The organism is Fischerella sp. JS2, assembly GCF_032393985.1.
Lineage (GTDB): Bacteria > Cyanobacteriota > Cyanobacteriia > Cyanobacteriales > Nostocaceae > Fischerella.
In genome coordinates this window covers 1,354,523-1,372,553 of record NZ_CP135918.1, presented here as the reverse complement: position 1 = coordinate 1,372,553, position 18,031 = coordinate 1,354,523, and the positions used below count along the sequence as shown (strand labels likewise).

General features: G+C 41.4%; 15 protein-coding genes. 13 read left to right on the top strand and 2 right to left on the bottom strand.

From position 1 onward, the window contains the following. Window positions 1–161 precede the first annotated feature (161 nt). The 13 genes from RS893_RS05700 to RS893_RS05640 all read left to right on the top strand — a co-directional run bounded on the left by RS893_RS05700 (window position 162) and on the right by RS893_RS05640 (window position 16,406). Window positions 162–1,493 (top strand): Rieske 2Fe-2S domain-containing protein, encoded by a 1,332-nt coding sequence (locus RS893_RS05700; RefSeq protein ID WP_315790274.1) that lies wholly within the window; start codon window positions 162–164, stop codon window positions 1,491–1,493. A gap of 15 nt (window positions 1,494–1,508) precedes the next feature. Then, window positions 1,509–1,754 carry a hypothetical protein gene (locus RS893_RS05695; RefSeq protein WP_315790273.1) on the top strand — a complete coding sequence of 82 codons (246 nt, stop codon included), beginning with the start codon at window positions 1,509–1,511 and terminating at the stop codon, window positions 1,752–1,754. A 4-nt stretch (window positions 1,755–1,758) separates the two neighbouring features. Continuing rightward, a complete protein-coding gene (locus RS893_RS05690) occupies window positions 1,759–3,162 on the top strand; it encodes a tyrosine phenol-lyase (protein ID WP_315790272.1) in 1,404 nt (467 codons plus the stop codon). 207 nt (window positions 3,163–3,369) lie between these two features. Then, entirely contained in the window at window positions 3,370–4,212 is an 843-nt protein-coding gene (locus tag RS893_RS05685; RefSeq protein ID WP_315790271.1) for a hypothetical protein, read from the top strand. Between the two features lie 207 nt (window positions 4,213–4,419). Further along, complete coding sequence (locus tag RS893_RS05680) at window positions 4,420–5,058, top strand: hypothetical protein (protein ID WP_315790270.1); 639 nt, start codon at window positions 4,420–4,422, stop codon at window positions 5,056–5,058. Between the two features lie 718 nt (window positions 5,059–5,776). Next, window positions 5,777–7,093 carry an efflux RND transporter periplasmic adaptor subunit gene (locus tag RS893_RS05675; protein WP_315790269.1) on the top strand — a complete coding sequence of 439 codons (1,317 nt, stop codon included), beginning with the start codon at window positions 5,777–5,779 and terminating at the stop codon, window positions 7,091–7,093. A gap of 168 nt (window positions 7,094–7,261) precedes the next feature. Then, a complete protein-coding gene (locus RS893_RS05670) occupies window positions 7,262–10,435 on the top strand; it encodes an efflux RND transporter permease subunit (protein WP_315790268.1) in 3,174 nt (1,057 codons plus the stop codon). A gap of 164 nt (window positions 10,436–10,599) precedes the next feature. Continuing rightward, complete coding sequence (locus tag RS893_RS05665) at window positions 10,600–11,973, top strand: cation:proton antiporter (protein ID WP_315790267.1); 1,374 nt, start codon at window positions 10,600–10,602, stop codon at window positions 11,971–11,973. Window positions 11,974–12,093: 120 nt separating this feature from the next. Continuing rightward, the gene (locus RS893_RS05660; protein ID WP_315790266.1) at window positions 12,094–12,735 is read left to right on the top strand and encodes an antibiotic biosynthesis monooxygenase; all 642 of its coding nucleotides are present in this window, start codon (window positions 12,094–12,096) and stop codon (window positions 12,733–12,735) included. Between the two features lie 329 nt (window positions 12,736–13,064). Next, window positions 13,065–13,298 (top strand): Nif11-like leader peptide family natural product precursor, encoded by a 234-nt coding sequence (locus RS893_RS05655; protein WP_315790265.1) that lies wholly within the window; start codon window positions 13,065–13,067, stop codon window positions 13,296–13,298. Window positions 13,299–13,814: 516 nt separating this feature from the next. Beyond that, window positions 13,815–14,210 carry a VOC family protein gene (locus tag RS893_RS05650; protein WP_315790264.1) on the top strand — a complete coding sequence of 132 codons (396 nt, stop codon included), beginning with the start codon at window positions 13,815–13,817 and terminating at the stop codon, window positions 14,208–14,210. A gap of 230 nt (window positions 14,211–14,440) precedes the next feature. Further along, a complete protein-coding gene (locus RS893_RS05645; RefSeq protein ID WP_315790263.1) occupies window positions 14,441–16,105 on the top strand; it encodes an FAD-dependent oxidoreductase in 1,665 nt (554 codons plus the stop codon). A gap of 43 nt (window positions 16,106–16,148) precedes the next feature. Continuing rightward, window positions 16,149–16,406 carry a hypothetical protein gene (locus RS893_RS05640; RefSeq protein WP_315790262.1) on the top strand — a complete coding sequence of 86 codons (258 nt, stop codon included), beginning with the start codon at window positions 16,149–16,151 and terminating at the stop codon, window positions 16,404–16,406. Between the two features lie 143 nt (window positions 16,407–16,549). Here RS893_RS05640 and RS893_RS05635 read toward each other — a convergent pair whose 3' ends face one another. Continuing rightward, window positions 16,550–17,329, bottom strand: a complete 780-nt coding sequence (locus RS893_RS05635; protein ID WP_315790261.1) for a tetratricopeptide repeat protein — start codon at window positions 17,327–17,329, stop codon at window positions 16,550–16,552. Further along, window positions 17,286–17,891, bottom strand: coding sequence for an adenylyl-sulfate kinase (gene cysC, locus RS893_RS05630; RefSeq protein ID WP_315790260.1), 606 nt, complete (start codon window positions 17,889–17,891; stop codon window positions 17,286–17,288). The genes RS893_RS05635 and cysC overlap by 44 nt, the downstream gene beginning before the upstream one ends. Between the last annotated feature and the right edge of the window lie 140 nt (window positions 17,892–18,031).

Sequence of the window (18,031 nt, the reverse complement as noted above, 5' to 3'; positions counted from 1 at the left end):
GAGTGTGTAGACACGCAAGTGGCTTCCTGTAAGGGTGGGGTGTAGTTCAGTTATCAGTTATCAGTTATCAAATTTTATTAGTCACTGTTAACTGTAGCCTGCGGCAAGCCGCTACGCGTCTACACTGATTCCTAACCACTAACTAAAAATCACACAAAATTATGTTTACTCATGACGAATTACTGACTTCAGCTTTAGCTGATGACAACCAAAAGTTTAATTGGAGAAACTTTTGGTATCCTGTAGCATTTGTACAAGATATACCAGTAAATCATCCTTACGGTTTTTCTCTCTACGACGAACCACTGGTATTATTCAAAGACCAACAGGGAAATTTCTCCTGTTTGCAAGACTGCTGCGCTCATCGGGCTGCCAAACTTTCTGATGGTAGAGTCACTGACGGTAAGATTGAATGTTTGTACCACGGTTGGCAGTATGGCGGAGATGGCAAATGCCTTTTTATCCCTCAGTTACCAGCAGATGCCAAGATACCAACCAAAGCTTGCGTCCAATCATTTGTGACTGTAGAACGACAAGGCATAATCTGGCTTTGGCCTGGTAAACCCGAAGCTGCGGAGATTGAACATATCCCTATCGTTCCAGTCTTAGATAAACCAGGATACATCCATACAGATTATATGGTGGATTTACCTCATGACCAAACTTATTTAATAGAGAATGTTTTAGATCCGGCTCATGTTTCTATCATCCATCATGGTAGCCAGGGTAATCGTAAAGATGCCCAACCGTTGGAAATAGAAATCATCGAAAATTCCCTTAGAGGAATTCGTGCTAAGTGGCGAGGAACACAAAAACCTAATCAGGTTTGGCACGATGTTGAATTTGTTGCTCCTAACCTAGTTCATAACATCATTAATTTGGGAAAACGGGGTTGGTGTGTAGGACTAGTTTCTTATGGAGTGCCTCTAGGTCAGGGTCGATGCCGTCTATTGTTTAGAGGTTATCGTAATTTTTTGCCTTTCACACTCCAATTCCAGCCGCGTTGGTTCCAACACTTTAAATGGAACAAAATATTGGAACAGGATTTTTATGTGATTGCTAGACAACAACAACTAATTGAGCAGTTAGGAAAAAGCCTCAAAGAAATTTACTTACCTCTGAAAACAACTGATCCACTTGTGATTGCATATCGCAAATGGCTGGATCAAATTGGTGATGGCTTACCTTTTTATCAAGGTTATGCTACTAGTAAATATCCAGAACAAACAAGATATACAAATGATTTCCGGCTGCAAGATAGATTTTTCAGACATACTCAAATTTGTAGTTCTTGCCATCAAGCTTATCAGATTACAACTCGGTTAAGACAGGCTGCAATTAGTTGTGCTGTTGGTATTGCTACCCTTGCAATAGCCATAGATGGATATGGATCTCACAAAATAATAGCCTTGATAGCTTTTTTGTTATCTCTTGGTTTGGCAGGGATATTTGATCAATTTAAAATTCGTTTTGAGCATTCCTATCAAGATTAATAAAAGAGGTAAGCAATGGTACAGGAAATTAGAGCCAATGAACCGCAATATGTTTGTGTTGTTGCTATTGAGAAAATAACAGGTAATCAAGATGAAGAAATTATGACATTGGGTGTCTCTGCTGATGATGCCAAAACTCAAGCAATGCAATTATTAGCAAATAATTATCAATGTCAGGAAGCACAAATTTTAGAGTTAATGCAACAGGCAAAAATTGAACCTATCGGTCAATGGTGCGCGCCAAAAATTCAGGAGGAATAAATATATGGCAGATGTTACACAGCCACGCCCCCGTCGTCATTCTTGGGCAGAGCCATATAAAATTAAAGTAGTTGAACCACTAAAAATTACTACTCGCGCCGAACGCGAACAAGCGATCGCTCAAGCTGGTTATAATACTTTTTTGCTACGTTCCAACGATGTTTACATTGACTTGCTCACTGATAGTGGCACTTCTGCCATGAGTGACTATCAGTGGGCTGGTATGATGCTAGGAGACGAAGCCTACGCAGGTAGCAAAAATTTCTATAATTTAGAAGCAGCAGTTCAAAAGTATTATGGCTATCGCTATATCCTACCTACACACCAAGGACGTGGTGCAGAACACATTCTATCCCAAATGCTGATTAAAGCAGGTGATTACATACCCGGTAATATGTATTTCACCACTACTCGATTGCATCAAGAATTAGCAGGCGGTACGTTTGTAGATGTGATCATTGATGAAGCCCACGACGCCACATCTTTACATCCTTTTAAAGGCAATGTAGATTTGCAAAAGCTGATAGATTTAATTCAGCGAGTCGGTGCAGAACATATCCCGTACATCAGCATCGCCGGAACTGTGAATATGGCAGGTGGACAGCCAATTTCAATGGCAAACTTGCGCAGTATCCGGGAAATAACGCAAGGACATGGTATCAGAATTATCCTTGACGCTACCCGTGCAGTGGAAAACGCCTACTTTATTCAACAACGGGAAGCAGGCTATCAACACAAGTCTATTGCTTCTATCCTACGAGAATTCTGCTCCTACACTGATGGTTGCACAATGAGTGGCAAGAAAGATGCCCTCGTTAACATTGGTGGTTGGCTGGCTCTCAACGACTTTGACCTCTACGAAGAAGCACGTAATATAGTAGTAATTTATGAAGGTCTGCATACCTATGGTGGGATGGCAGGGCGGGATATGGAAGCTATGGCACGGGGTATCGAAGAGTCAGTCCGAGATGATCATATTCATGCGCGGGTGGGACAGGTTGAGTATCTTGGTCAAAAGTTACTAAACTGGAATATTCCCATCGTTGTACCCATTGGTGGTCATGCAGTCTATTTGGATGCCAAACGCTTCTTACCGCACATTCCCCAAGAACAATTTCCTGCCCAACGTTTAGCAGCAGAGTTATATGTTGAAGCAGGTATCCGAGCAATGGAACGTGGTATAGTCTCGGCTGGGCGTGACAAACAAACTGGTGAAAATTATTATCCAGAATTAGAATTAGTGCGCCTAACTATTCCACGGCGTGTCTACACCCAAGCACACATGGATCTAACCGCAGAAACTGTTGAAGAAGTTTATTACAATCGCGATCGCCTTAGTGGACTCAAAATGGTTTATGAACCAAAATATCTACGTTTCTTCCAAGCTAGATTTGAACTTTGTCAATAGTCAATTGTTAGTAGTTAGTGGTTAGCGGGTAGAGACGCGATGTTCCTCGCGTCTGTACATTAGAAGTTAGTAGTTGTTTAATACTTACCCCTCATACCCCACCTGCGGGAAGCCTATGAGCGCGTCTACACACTCCCCACTGCCACTAATCCCCACCAGAGGCCGGTGAGTTCCCCACCTCCCCATCCCCCTTCCTTCTCCTAAAATATGACCAACATCCGCAAGCTAATTAACCAACTCGCAGCCGAGGAAAACAACTTACCTGCCACCCAGTTTATTGCGCCATGTGTACGTGGTGGCAAGGTACGAACTAGAGTAGTAGGAATAATTTATACATTCACCCCTAAACCCCGTAATTTTGAAGGTTGGGGCATTTTTCAGCCAGTAGATGAGAAAATCGCGGCGGTAGTCGAAGAACCTAACTTACCCCAAATTGCTCAATATCTGCAACTTCTCAAACCACTGCGTTTACGACTCGCCCACCCGTTGCGATCGCAAACTTGGTTAGCATACCCAGTCAATGAAGCAGATATGCGCCAACGCTGCGGATATTGTCAACCAGTAGCAGTAAATTTAGTAACAGAAGGAGCCAAATTTGAAACAATTATCGCCCGCACTGATGGCGCTGCTTGGTGGTTTGATGAATGCGATCGTCGTGCCGATCCGTTAATTACTGAAAAACTGCGAGAACACCTCAAACAAGTCACACCACCAGAAAATCTCCACTTCCCTGGCATTACCCCAGAAATGCGGACAGTATACGAGATTGTTGCCCAACAAGCCAAAGAATTTACTGCTTTACAGCAACAAAGACGGGATGAAAAGGTTTTACAGCAAGCTTTGCAAATGGGTGGGGGAGAACTACACGAGTTTCTGGATCGTCAAGACCATTGGGTTGTCGAGTGGACAACTGCTGACGGCGAACGTCACACTAGCGCCATATCCAAAACAGATTTAACTGTAATGAGTGCGGGAATTTGCTTGAGTGGTGAAGACGAAAAATTTGATTTACAGTCCCTAGTTGGTATTGTTGAGCAAAGATATGAATAATTAGTGTCGAAGAAAGGCAGAGGGCAGCTATGTGTAAAAGAAACTTTCCTAACTTTATTATGAACTTTGCTCATGGAAGTCTTGCACCTACCCCATTGATCGCCACACACAACCAAGCATAAACAAATTTAAATTTATGGAACTGGCATTGCAAATTTTCAATCTATTTAAGCAATATATTCATACATTTTAGTTGAAATGTTCAAGATGATTGCTCACTATCAGCGCCTGAAAAAATGGGTTTTGCATCCAGTGGTGTTGGGTTTGATAATAACAACAACGATTGCCTGTCAATCTCAATCTCTACCAAAAGTCACTTCCTCAGAAACTCCTCTTCCTGCTACCAAAATTGTCTCTCAACAAGCTATCTACCAGAGCGATCGCTATGGTTTTCAATTTAGCTACTCTCCTAAAGATTTTGTGGTGGATGAGAAAACAAATAAACCCTCTAGTAAGGATAATCTCTTAACTACAATTGATATTTGGACTCAGCAACACGCCAAAAAAATTCGCTCTGGTGCATACGAAGGTGGAACAGAATACCCAACTAATGTCAGTGTGAGAGTATATAGAAATCCTCAAAAATTACCATTACACAAATGGGTACAACAAAGCAATCAGTTTGGCATAACTCGCGATTTTAAAAATACAAAAATTGCAGGAAAAAATGCCATTGCTTTCCAATCGAGTGGTTTATACGAAAATGAAAACATTGTTTTTCCCAGCCCAAGAAGTACTGATATTATCGTCATTCAATTCGCTAAAATTAACTACGGGAATAATGACGCTATCTATAAAAAGGTATTTGAGCAAGTGGTAAATACCTTTACATTTGTTGGGAAATAAGTAATATCAATTTTTTGACCGCTTGTATCAAAGCGATCGCATTCACAAAACCATTGGAAATTTACAGGCTATTTTGAATAGCAATTAACTAGGACAAACTTTTTTGGATTTTAGATTTTGCGAAAAATTTGTAAACGCAAAGCGGATTTTTTATCTAATATATCCGGTAATTATACAGTTAGCTTTTATAAAAAATCAGAATGCTTGCTTTTTTATTCTTTCGATAGATGACAAAATAAATAATCTACAATATCTAAAATATAAAACCTACCTCTTCCTTAATTTCCTTCCCAGTAGACAAGGGATGTAATTTAGCAGGCAAAGGCTTTACAGTTTGTTTGGTGTAATTGTTTAATTCCACACCATAAAAAAATAAATAAATTGAGATAAGTAGTCATCATACATTACCCATCTTGTCAAAGACTAAAAACTGACTTATTCCTAATAAGTTAGAGCTTTTACTTTTAATTACTAAGTAAAAGCCATTTACACAATAGCAAGATTAGAACATTTTTCGCAAGAATAGGAAAGACAAGTAGATCATTTTATTTTTAAAATAAGTATGTTTATTTACCTTTTGGTAGATTAAATTTCAAGTATAAAACATATATATTGATGGATTGATACATTATTCATCCAAAAAAACCAGTAATTTCAATATCACTTAAGTATATTCCTGTTTTACACATCGTTAATTTGTTTATAGTCTCTGCTAATTATGACACCTCCGCAGCCTCATACCGAAATTGAAAATAATCCTCCACAGATAGAAAAGCAGCCACCTCGCAAACAACGCCGGTGGCTTTGGTTATTGTTGACCCTGCTAGCATTGACAGGAGGAGGCATTGCTGTTTGGCGTGTGTTTACTTCCCAAAATAAAACACCTGCAAATATGAATGCTCAGCCCCCAGCAGTAGCGGTGAAAGTATCTACCGTCAAATCAGGCACAATAGAAGACAGTGCAGAATATATTGCCAATATTGAATCGCGCCGCTCAGTGGCTTTGCAACCAAGAATTCAAGGTCAAGTTACTCAAATATTTGTGAGAGCCGGAGATCCAGTAAAAAATGGAGACCCCATTATTCAAGTAGACGCAAGAGAGCAACAAGCAGCAGTTAGCAGTGTCAACGCTGCTGCACAAGCGGCGCGATCGCAAGTGGAAAATGCTAAAGCTACCCTGAGATCCTTAGAAGCAGACAGGCAATCTTTTCTTGCGGATGTCCAATTAAGACAGCAGGAGTACAATCGTTACGCTGCTCTTGCAAGTGAAGGAGCAGTATCTCAACTAACCAAAGAACAGTATGCAAATCAACTTGCTGTAGCAAAAGCCGCCTTCAACGCCAACGAATCCAAAATTAAAGCGCAACAAGCCGCAGTAGCCGAAGCCGAAAAATCTTTACAGCAAGCTTTAGCTAATACCAACCAACAAAAAGTCCAACTCCAGTACTACAGAGTCACAGCCCCCTTCGCTGGTACAGTCGGTAATATCCCTGTAAAAGTAGGTGATTTTGTCAATACGTCCACACAATTAGCTACTGTTACTCAAAATCGACCATTAGAAATTAACATATCTGTACCAGTTGAACGTGCATCTCAATTGCGTAATGGAACGCCAGTAGAACTTATTGATGCACAAGGTCGGACTATTGGTACTAGTCGTGTATTTTTTATCTCTCCTAAAGCGAATGAAAATCGGATGATCCAAATTAAAGCACTATATGACAATGAAAAAAATCTACTTAGAGCCGATGAATATGTTCGAGCCAGAGTCATATTTAGCCAACGTTCAGGAGTAGTTATCCCTACCACAGCAGTGGCTCGTATAGCTGGGCAAAACTTTGTCTTTGTAGAGCAAACACAAAAATCACCCGAAGGTAAAACCCAACTAGTAGCTAAACAAAAGCGTGTTGAATTAGGCAATATCAAGGGTAATAACTATCAAGTATTGGAAGGATTAGAACCAGGAGAAAGAATTATTGTTTCAGGATTACTCAACCTTAAAGATGGAGTCCCCATAACACCAGAATCTCAATAAGAATTGGTTATTTGTTGGTTGTTGGTTGTTAGTAGTTAGTGGTTATAAATCAGTGTAGACGCGTAGCGGCTTGCCGCAGGCTACAGTATCAGCAGCAGTGATCAATGGAATTTGATCGCTGATAACTGATAACTGAAACATACTCCCCGATCCCCAATCCCTGAACCTATGTTTGTTGACTTCTTTATCAGGCGACCTGTTTTTACCAGTGTCTGCGCTATCATCATTTTGATAGTAGGGGCTATTAGCATTCCTACTTTACCGACAGAGCAGTATCCAGAAATTAGTCCTACTCAAATCCAAGTTACTGCTAACTATGTTGGTGCTAGTGCGGAAGTAGTAGAAAACACCGTTACGACAATCTTAGAACGGCAGATTAACGGTGTTGAAGGCATGAAATACATGACTTCTAGTAGCAGTAACAATGGTACTAGTACGATTACAGTCACATTTGATGCATCGCGGGATGCAGATATTGCTGCCGTTGATGTGCAGAATCGTGTATCTTTAGCTGAACCACAACTGCCCGAACCAGTTACGCAAACAGGAGTCACTGTTAGTAAGCAATCTAATAACATTGTGTTAGCGATGGGCTTATACAGTGAGAAAGGAGAGTACGACACTGTATTTTTAAGCAATTACGCCGACCTTTACATATCAGATGCCCTAAAAAGAGTCAAGGGTGTAAGCGAGGCAAGAATTTTTGGTGAACGCCGCTATGCAATGCGTCTTTGGCTTGATCCCAATCGCCTTGCAAGCCGCAACCTCACTGCTCAAGATGTAATTGATGCCCTGAATGAACAAAACCTGCAAGTGGGTGCCGGACAAATTGGTCAGCAACCATCTCCTCCGGGACAAATGTATCAAATAGATTTACGTGCTATCAGTAGACTAACGGATGCATCTGAATTTGAGGACATAGTAATTAAAACGAGTCAAGATGGATCTCTCATTAAGCTCAAAGACGTAGGACGGGCAGAACTAGGAGCAGAAAATTACAGTACTTTCTTGCGATTTCGAGGTCAAGAGGGTGTGGGAATTGGTATATTTACCACTCCAGGGAGTAATGTGCTGGACGTTGCCAAAGCAGTCAAAGCCGAGATGGCAGTACTAGCTGAAAAATTTCCACCAGGAATGGAGTATCAAGTTGCCTTTGATACAACCAGTTTTGTGGAAGCCTCACTCTCAGAAGTGTTGTTCACTTTGTTGCTGGCGATCGCTCTCGTCATCCTGGTAATCTTTATTTTCTTGCAGGATTGGCGCACCACCTTAATTCCCATTATCACCATTCCCTTGGCTTTAATTGGTACATTTGCCTTTGTTAAAGCCTTCAATTTTTCCATCAACACTTTAACTTTGTTTGGTCTAACCCTAGCAACAGGGATGGTCGTCGATGATGCGATCGTTGTCGTCGAAGATATTTCGCGTTTGATTCAGCAAGAAGGCATGACGCCGCGTCAGGCAGCTTCTGCGGCTATGCATGAACTATTTGGGGCTGTCATTGCGACCTCATTGGTGCTGATGGCTGTATTCGTCCCTGTTGCTTTTTTCCCAGGAGCCACCGGACAGATATATAAACAATTTGCTTTAACCATCGCCTTTTCGATCGCCATCTCTACTTTTCTTGCCGTTACCCTCACACCTTCTCTATCTGGCTTGCTACTGCGCCGCAGACCTAGACAGCGCGGTTTTTTAGGCTGGGTGTTTGGTAAATTTAACTCGTTCCAAAACTCGATGCGAAGAGGATACGAGTGGTCACTTAATCGCCTAGTAAGGATCAAAGCAATTGTAATTGGGCTGTTTATCCTCTCCTTGGGATTAACTGCTTGGTTGTATACCTCAGTGCCAACATCATTTCTTCCTGACGAAGACCAAGGTTACTTTATTACAATTGTGCAAGGGCCAGAAGGAGTTTCTCTTAACTACACCAGCAAAGTGATGCAACAAGCAGAAGAAGAAATTCTGAAATTGCCGGAAGTCACAGGTACTTTTGCTGTTGGTGGATTTAGTTTTAGCGGTAGCACTGCTAATAATGGTGTAATTTTTACAACCCTCAAACCTTGGCATGAACGTAGTCAGTCAGCGCAGCAAATCATTGGTAGTTTAATGGGTAAGCTCTCAGGAATCACTGAAGCCAGAGTCTTACCTGTGAATCCTCCCACCATTCGGGGTTTAGGTAGTTTTAGCGGTTTCCAATTTCAGCTACAAGACAGAGCAGGTAACAATGACTTAGCAACCATGCTGCAAGTTATGGGTCAGTTACTGGAGCGGGCAAATCAGGAACCAGACTTGCAAAAGCCTGTATACACTACTTTTGCTGCGAATACACCACAAATATTAATTGAAGTAGACCGTAGTCGTGCTAAAGCCCTACAAGTAGACGTTGATGAAGTATTTAATACTCTCCAGAATTACCTGGGTTCGCGCTACGTCAACGACTTTAATTTTGAACGACGGACTTACCGAGTATACGTGCAAGCAGATGCTCAGTTTCGCTCCAATCCGGAGGATATCGGGAAATTATACGTCCGCTCTGCCAACGATCAAATGATTCCCTTAAGTGATCTGGTCAAACTCACCCCTACTACTGGAGCGCAAACCATCAATCATTACAACTTATTCCGCTCAATTGAAATCAACGGTTCAGCAGCTCCTGGTAAAAGCTCTGGTCAAGCAATCCAAGCAATGGAGAACGTCGCCCAACAAGTTTTACCAACGAGTTTTGGTTACGAATGGTCGGGGATAGCCCTGGAGGAAAAAACATCCGGTGGTCAAGCACCAATCATTTTTGGTTTGGGACTCGTCTTTGTTTTCTTGGTATTAGCTGCTCAATACGAAAACTATGTTGACCCGTTAATTATTCTGCTATCGGTTCCCCTTGCTATCTTTGGAGCGCTGTCAGCACAATCACTGCGGGGTCTAGACAACGACATCTTTTGCCAAGTTGGTTTGGTGATGTTGATTGGTTTGGCAAGTAAGAACGCCATTTTAATTGTGGAGTTTGCTAACCAACTGCACGAGCAAGGTATGCCAATTACCAAAGCCGCAGTGCAAGCCGCACAGGAACGTTTGCGACCGATTTTGATGACAGCACTCTCCACACTATTGGGGATTTTCCCCTTAGCAATTGCCACAGGCGCAGGTGCTGGTAGCCGTCAATCTCTCGGGACTGCGGTGTTTGGTGGGATGCTTGTTGCTACGTTCCTGAGTTTGTTTATAGTGCCAATATTATATATAGTGATTGGAAATCTTCGCGATCGCTTTCTCAAACGTCGTCCACCTCAACAACCACCCCATCACCTGGAGGAAGATGGTCGGGTGACTACCGAAATTTATCGATAGCAGATACGGAGGAGACAAGAGAAAATCGGGAGACGCTTCGCTTAATTAAAAATGAAGATTGAATTTTTAATTTTTCATTTTTAATTTTTCATTCCGAAGGTGTCTCCCTTTTCTTCTATGTCCCCAGTCTTTTTTTGCTCAAAATAGTTGAAACATAGTTACATATGACACTAGTAAATGCAATTTCTAATCTTACTATGCCTTTGTTAGCAACCGCGACAGCATCAGACAGCACCTCAATTATGGCAGCAGTGCTGATTAGTTTAGTGGTTATATACCTTGCTAGTATAGTTGGTAGTGAAATTTGCGATCGCTTGAACATGCCACCAGTTTTAGGGCAGCTCTTAGGTGGTTTAGTTGTAGGCATATCAGCTTTGCACCTACTGGTATTTACTGATGGCGGTGGTGATACTGGCAACTCTGTTTTAATCAAATTCTTGATAGCTACCACAGGTTTAAGTATAGACGGAGTATCAACAATATTTCAAATCAATAGCGAAGTCATTTCTGTATTAGCAGAACTAGGTGTAGTCATTCTCTTGTTTGAAATTGGCTTGGAATCAGATTTAAAAGAATTACTTAAAGTCGGACCACACTCAGCAATAGTGGCAACAGTGGGAGTTGCAGCGCCATTCGCTGCTGGTACTTTTGGGTTAATGTACTTGTTTGGAGTGCCTGCCATACCTGCAATTTTTGCTGGTGCAGCCTTAACTGCAACTAGTATCGGCATTACTGCCAAAGTTCTATCAGAATTACAATATCTCAATCGCAAAGAAGGTCAAATTATCATCGGTGCGGCTGTTTTAGATGATGTGCTTGGCATCATCATCTTGGCCGTGGTTGCGAGTCTAGCCAAAACTGGAGAAGTAGAAGTTACAAATGTACTGTACTTAATTGTTAGTGCCGTAGCTTTCTTGGTAGGAGCAATTTTGCTGGGTCGTCTTTTCAATCCCTATTTTGTCAAGATAGTGGATGAGTTAAAAACTCGTGGTCAACTGTTGATTCCTGCCCTAATTTTTGCGTTCGTTTTATCATATATTGCTACAGCTATAAGATTAGAAGCAATTCTCGGAGCTTTTACTGCTGGATTAGTTTTAGCGGAAACACAGAAGTGTCGAGCGCTAAAAAATCAAGTTCTTCCAATTGCAGATTTACTCGTACCAATTTTCTTTGTGGCTGTAAGTGCTAAAACTAACATTGCTGTTTTAAATCCATTTGTGCCTGAAAATCGTGAAGGTCTGATCATCGCTAGCTTCTTGATTCTGGTAGCAATTCTGGGTAAAGTCGTCAGTGGCTTTACAGTATTTGATCAAGGAAAAACTAATCGCCTAGCAATTGGTGTTGGTATGATTCCACGCGGCGAAGTAGGACTAGTGTTTGCAGGTATCGGCTCAACCAGCGGCGTTTTGTCTGGTTCGTTGAATGCTGCCATCATCGTGATGGTGATTTTGACAACATTTTTAGCGCCACCTTTATTATCATTTGTATTTCAAAAACCAACTATTGCGGAAGGAGAAGCCGAAGGGGAAAGAGTATAATTTTTTCTTCTTACCCTTCGTTTCTTACGAGCATCCCACAGGTGATCGCCACCCGTACGTACAAATGAAACAACAAGTCAAATCCTTTCCCTTCTGCCTTATTTCTTAAGAGATACCAAAATGCCAACTATTGCTAAAAACAACAATGTCATTACGGTAATAATTATCTTTGCCGTCGAACCAGATCGTCAGCAGGAACTGATAGACACAATTATTGAATTCCTAGAAACAACGGTAAAGTATCAGCCTGGTTTTGTCTCATCTAGCATCCACAAAAGTATAGATGGGGTGCGGGTAATGAATTATGCTCAATGGCAAACTTTGGAAGACTACAAAGCTTTTATCAACAATTCCCAGGTGCAAGCCAATGCAGTCAAACTCGGAAACTTTTCTAAACCAGAGTCACACGTTTACGAAGTCGTTGTTTCCAAACCCGATGATGCCACACTTAAAATTACCAAAGGCGGTTTAATTCACCTTGCACAATTCCGAGTCCAGCCAGAAAACCAGATGCGCCTAGTGGAATTGGAGAGGGAATACGTAGGGGTTGGGTTGCAAAATCCCGGACTTATTTCTGCTAATTTCCACCGTTCACTCGATGGCGTTAATAATGTAAATTATGGGCAATGGCGCAGTTTTAATGATTTTGAAGAACTGCTTAAAGACCCAAAATACAAACCCTTAAATGAGTATTGGCAGGGTTTGGCAGAAAACGAGTTTCATCTATATGAGGTTGTATATACACAACCTGTTGATTCATAAACTTTGTTTCTTTGTCACGTTTTCCACTACAGTTGAGTTGTAAATCTGCCTGTAAGGAGAAGTTCTTGCAGCTCGAAAGCCACTATTTTATATAATGATTAAGGCGTAAGGTACTCTCGTTTAGAGCGTGGGAGCTTTTGGTTATTGCAATCATACCAAGACCAGTAGTGCTAAATAATATTGTGGATGTCTACTGGAAAATCTCAAATAATACCAAACTTACGCATACAAATTTATAGAACTGGGTTTCTGAGCTATAAGAGTCACAATTAACTCAGTTTATGCGTGAATCCTACAACAAAAACTGAATTTAAAGGAGATTTGCATTTATGTCTCAAACAAGTGTCACTGAATTTTTAGCAGCTGCTAAAAAAGACCAAGCATTAAGACAAAAACTCAAAGCCGCAATGGACACCCACGGTTGTGTCAAAATTGGCAAAGACAGTGGCTACGAATTCACTGCTGAAGAACTGCAAACACAACTTAACAGTATGTCCGAAGAAGAAGTTGCAGAAATCGTCAATCCTGGTGTTGCTCCGCGTCGGCACATCGATCCTCAATGAGCTTTTGCTTTTAAAACTATTAATTGAAACCAGGTTTCATGCTAACACGTTACTTTCAAAGCTAGCTGCGTAAATTTTAATCTACTGAAAACATCAAGAAAGAATATGGGCAAATTAGAGGGGAAAACTGCCCTGATCGCTAAAGGAACGGACGGTGTCGGTTAAGGCATCGTCCGCACTTTTGTGCATAAGGGACAGATGCAGTCGTAGCACCGCGAATAAAGGAGAAACTCAAACAACAGTTACGTGGTTATTTATAAAGACTTGATAAATTATCATTCAGGTAGATTCTAAAGTAGCACGTGGTGTTCCCTTGCAGCGACTGCGTTTGCGTAGACGCGATCGCAACTTATCTTAGAGTAGAGGGACGCAAAGATACGGAGATGCTGAAATTGATGTGTAGCAGAATTTTAGAGAATTGGTATTAGCCTTAGGCATTGCTGATTAAGGTACTAGAACCATGCTTCGGTTGTACCAACATTCCATAAACAAAGGGTAGCAAGAGGTAAAAAATCAATGAAAGTAGGTTCAGCATACACAAGATTACTGGTAAATGACTGGAAAGCTTGCTTTTTGTTCTATAAAGATTTATTGGAATTTGAAGTGGCTGTAGAAAATGAAGCAGACGGATACGCTGAATTTAAAGCTGGAGATATGAGGTTATCTCTATTTAGACGCCAGGAAATGGCCCAACTCATCCATAATGCTGACAAGCCACCCCATGCGGAATGCCAGGACACCGTAGCATTAATTTTTACAGTTCATGATTTGGAAGAGGAATATCAGCAATTAAGACACAAAGGTGTAAAATTCACCGCAGCACCAATGAATAATCCTTACTATGGCATCAAAACGGCTTATCTACGCGATCCAGACGGAAATCTGATCGGTCTATACGAGTTTTTAGCCTAATATTTGATAGTACAAGCTCCCAGAAAAATCTGTAGAGTTAATCCAAAATCCAAAATCCAAAATCTAAAATCCAAAATCTAAAATCCAAAATCTAAAATCCAAAATCTAAAATCCAAAATCCAAAATCCAAAATCTAAAATCTAAAATCTAAAATCCAAAATCCAAAATCCAAAATCTAAAATCCAAAATCTAAAATCTAAAATCGAATGACAAGGAGGTCGCATCATACAATGGCTAAACCTGTAATTCTGACGGTTGACGATGACCCTGAAGTCTTACAAGCCGTGGCGCGGGATCTGCGTCAGGAATATGGAGAAAACTACCGCATATTGCGCGCTGACTCTGGTGCTACCGCTTTGGAAACATTAGAACAAATCAAACTCCGCAACCATCCTGTTGCATTGTTTTTAGTAGATCAAAGAATGCCGCAAATGTCTGGGGTTGAGTTCTTACAACAAGCAATAACAATCTTTCCAGATGCAAAACGGGCTTTACTCACCGCCTACGCAGACACCGATGCAGCTATCGACGCCATCAACACTACACAAATCGATTACTATTTAATGAAGCCGTGGAATCCACCAGAAGAGCGGCTGTATCCGGTACTAAATGATTTGCTTGATGACTGGCAAGCAACATTTCACCCACCCTTTGAAGGTATTCGTGTCATTGGTAATCGCTGGTCGCCCTATTCCCATCAAGTCAAAGATTTTTTGGCACGAAATCAAGTGCCTTACGAGTGGATGGATATCGAATTCTCCAAAGAAGCTGAACAGTTAACAGAGTATGCAAACTGTAATAAAACACGCTTGCCTTTAGTAATTTTCCCTGATGGCGAACAATTGAGACAACCAACAAATTTAGAGATTGCCCAGAAAATTGGACTGCGAACTCAAGCAGAAAAGCCATTTTATGACTTAGCGATCATTGGTAGTGGCCCTGCTGGGTTAGCGGCTGCGGTGTATGGTGCATCAGAAGGGCTACGTACAGTGATGATTGAACGAGAAGCCCCAGGTGGACAGGCGGGAACAAGTTCCCGTATTGAAAATTACTTAGGTTTTCCCGTAGGTTTAAGTGGTAGCGATTTAGCACGTCGTGCCGTCACTCAAGCTAGGCGCTTTGGTGTGGAAATTCTCACACCCCAAGAAGCTACGGGTATTCGCGTAGCTCATCCATATCGATTTTTACAACTATCTGACGGTAGCGAAATTAGTTGTCATGCCCTGATTTTGGCGTTAGGTGTGGCGTGGCGACGATTGGATGTACCAGGAATTGAACGCTTGACTGGTGCGGGTGTTTATTATGGTGCAGCTCAAACTGAAGCAATGAGTTGTAAAGATGAAGATGTTTATATCGTAGGAGGGGCAAACTCAGCCGGACAAGCAGCTATGTATTTTTCCAAATACGCCCGTCGTGTGACGATGTTGGTTCGTGGCGAATCCTTGAGTATCAGTATGTCCCAGTACTTGATAGACCAAATCGCTGAAACACCAAACATCACAGTAAAAACATATACTAGTGTGATTGAAGTCAAAGGTGAAAGTTGTTTAGAAGCAATTACTATTAAAAATAATCGCACTGGCGAAATCCAAACACTTTCCGCGACTTCACTATTTATCTTTATTGGGGCAGCACCACGAACTGAATGGTTAGATGGCATGGTGCAACGAGACGATCGCGGTTTTATTTTAACCGGGCCAGATTTACAACGCGATGGACAACGCATCCCAGGCTGGAATTTAGAACGTGACCCTTATTTGTTGGAAACAAATATTCCTGGTATCTTTGCCGTCGGTGATGTGCGTCATGGTTCAGTCAAACGTGTTGCATCGGGAGTAGGTGAAGGTGCAATCTGCGTTCAGTTTATCCATCAGTATTTAGCTAAGGTGTTGTAAAGAAGGCGGGAGGAAACTATGTATTTTGGTGGTGAAATCAAAGATGTCGAGATATATAAAAAATCAGGAAAGACCTGGTTTTGATGAGTATTATCACAAAGTCAGATTTATTCTGCAATCAAACGGAATAGAACCAGTTAAGGTGGATATATGGGTGCATCCGAGTTACCCAGAAGACAGCCTAGTAAAAGTTGCTAAAACATTTTTACACAGGCGTTTACTTGATCTTGTGGAACTGGTAAGTGAAGATATTTATCAACCAGAAGAAGTAGACGCCCTTTGGCAAACTGTAAAACCTTGATAACTCTCCCCCTTGTCTCCCTTATCATCCTTGTCCCCACCTTCCCATCTCCCCACTGCCTCTATATTAATTGGACGATCGCGTACTTGTCCCCTTTGCTTTGGCCCCTCTCCGAATCGGAGAGGGATTAGGGCGTTGGTTTATTAACCATTTCGCCGTTGAAGTTTGGGAAGATTACTGATCACTTCACCTGCTTCTTTTAATTTATTTTCTTGAATCAAAGTCTCTGCTAACCCCAACCGAGCAGCAGGTATACCTGGGTTGAGTTTAATGGCTGCTTCAAATGCATCTCTAGCGGCTTTGTATTCCTCTTGTTCTAAGTAAATACGGCCCAACTTAATATAAGCAAGCACAAATTTAGAGTTCAAGCTCAGGGCAGTCTTGAGTTCCATGACAGCTTCTGATATCTTCCCTTTATTTTTATATGCTTCTGCCATCAGCAAGTGAGCCAAGGACATTTCAGGATCTAAGCTCAAAGCAAATTTCAATCTCTCTACAGCAGCATCATATTGCTTTTGTTCTATACATACTTGAGCAATACCCACCTGAGCTGGTGCAGACTGAGGATCTAAATTGAGAACATTCTCAAACTGTTCCAAAGCATGACTCAGTTTACCCTGTTTGAGATAAACACGTCCGGCATTCAGTGGAGCCTCAGGCATCAGAGGATCTAACAACATCACTGCCAAAAAATGATGCAAAGCCTCTTGGTAATGCTTTTGTGTGAGATAGATATTTCCTACAGCTAAATGAGCATGAACTGAGTTGGAATTAGTTTGTAGAACTTTTGTGAGTTCAGACAAAGCTTCATCATAACGTCCTTCTTTTGCCAAAGCAGCACTAAGCTGCAATCGCTCTTGTTCAGTTGTAATTGTTAGTTCATCTTGCTTCAACCGTTTGAAGCTGGGAGTAAACTTGTACATAACCACTCTGTTCTAGCTTCGTCAAAACTTTAGATACACTTTCTTCTAAGCTTTCCAAGTCAGTTCTACACTCTATATCTGCATTTAATGGTGGTTCATAGGGATCATCAATCCCGGTAAAGTTTTTAATTTGCCCAGAACGAGCTTTTTGGTAAAGCCCTTTGACATCTCTACGCTCACATACATCTAGTGGCGCATTTACATAAACTTCAATGAAGTTGTCAATACGCTGCCGCATTTCTTCCCGAATATTTCGATAGGGCGAAATAGCTGAAACCAGAACAATTACACCATTACGAGCCAGTAGACTAGCAACAAAACCCACGCGGCGAACATTTTCATCCCGATCTTCCTTACTGAAACCCAAACCCTTAGTTAAGTTTTGGCGCACAACGTCTCCATCTAAAACTTCCACCTTATAGCCTTGGGAACGCAACACTTTCTCCAAAGCACTGCTAATTGTGGTCTTACCTGCACCACTCAAACCGGTAAACCATAAAGTTACGCCGAGGTGCTGACGCTTACTTCTTTCCATACCATTGTTGGTAACTGCCTGATTCATTGCCTAATCCTTGGAGTTATTTCAGCAGGTTTAATATTTCTGTAGCTTGCAATACTTTTGCTGTAGATTTACTAACTACCTAAGCTTTTAAAGATATTTTGACAAAAAGATCACACATACTTTAAAAACTAGATTTCAGT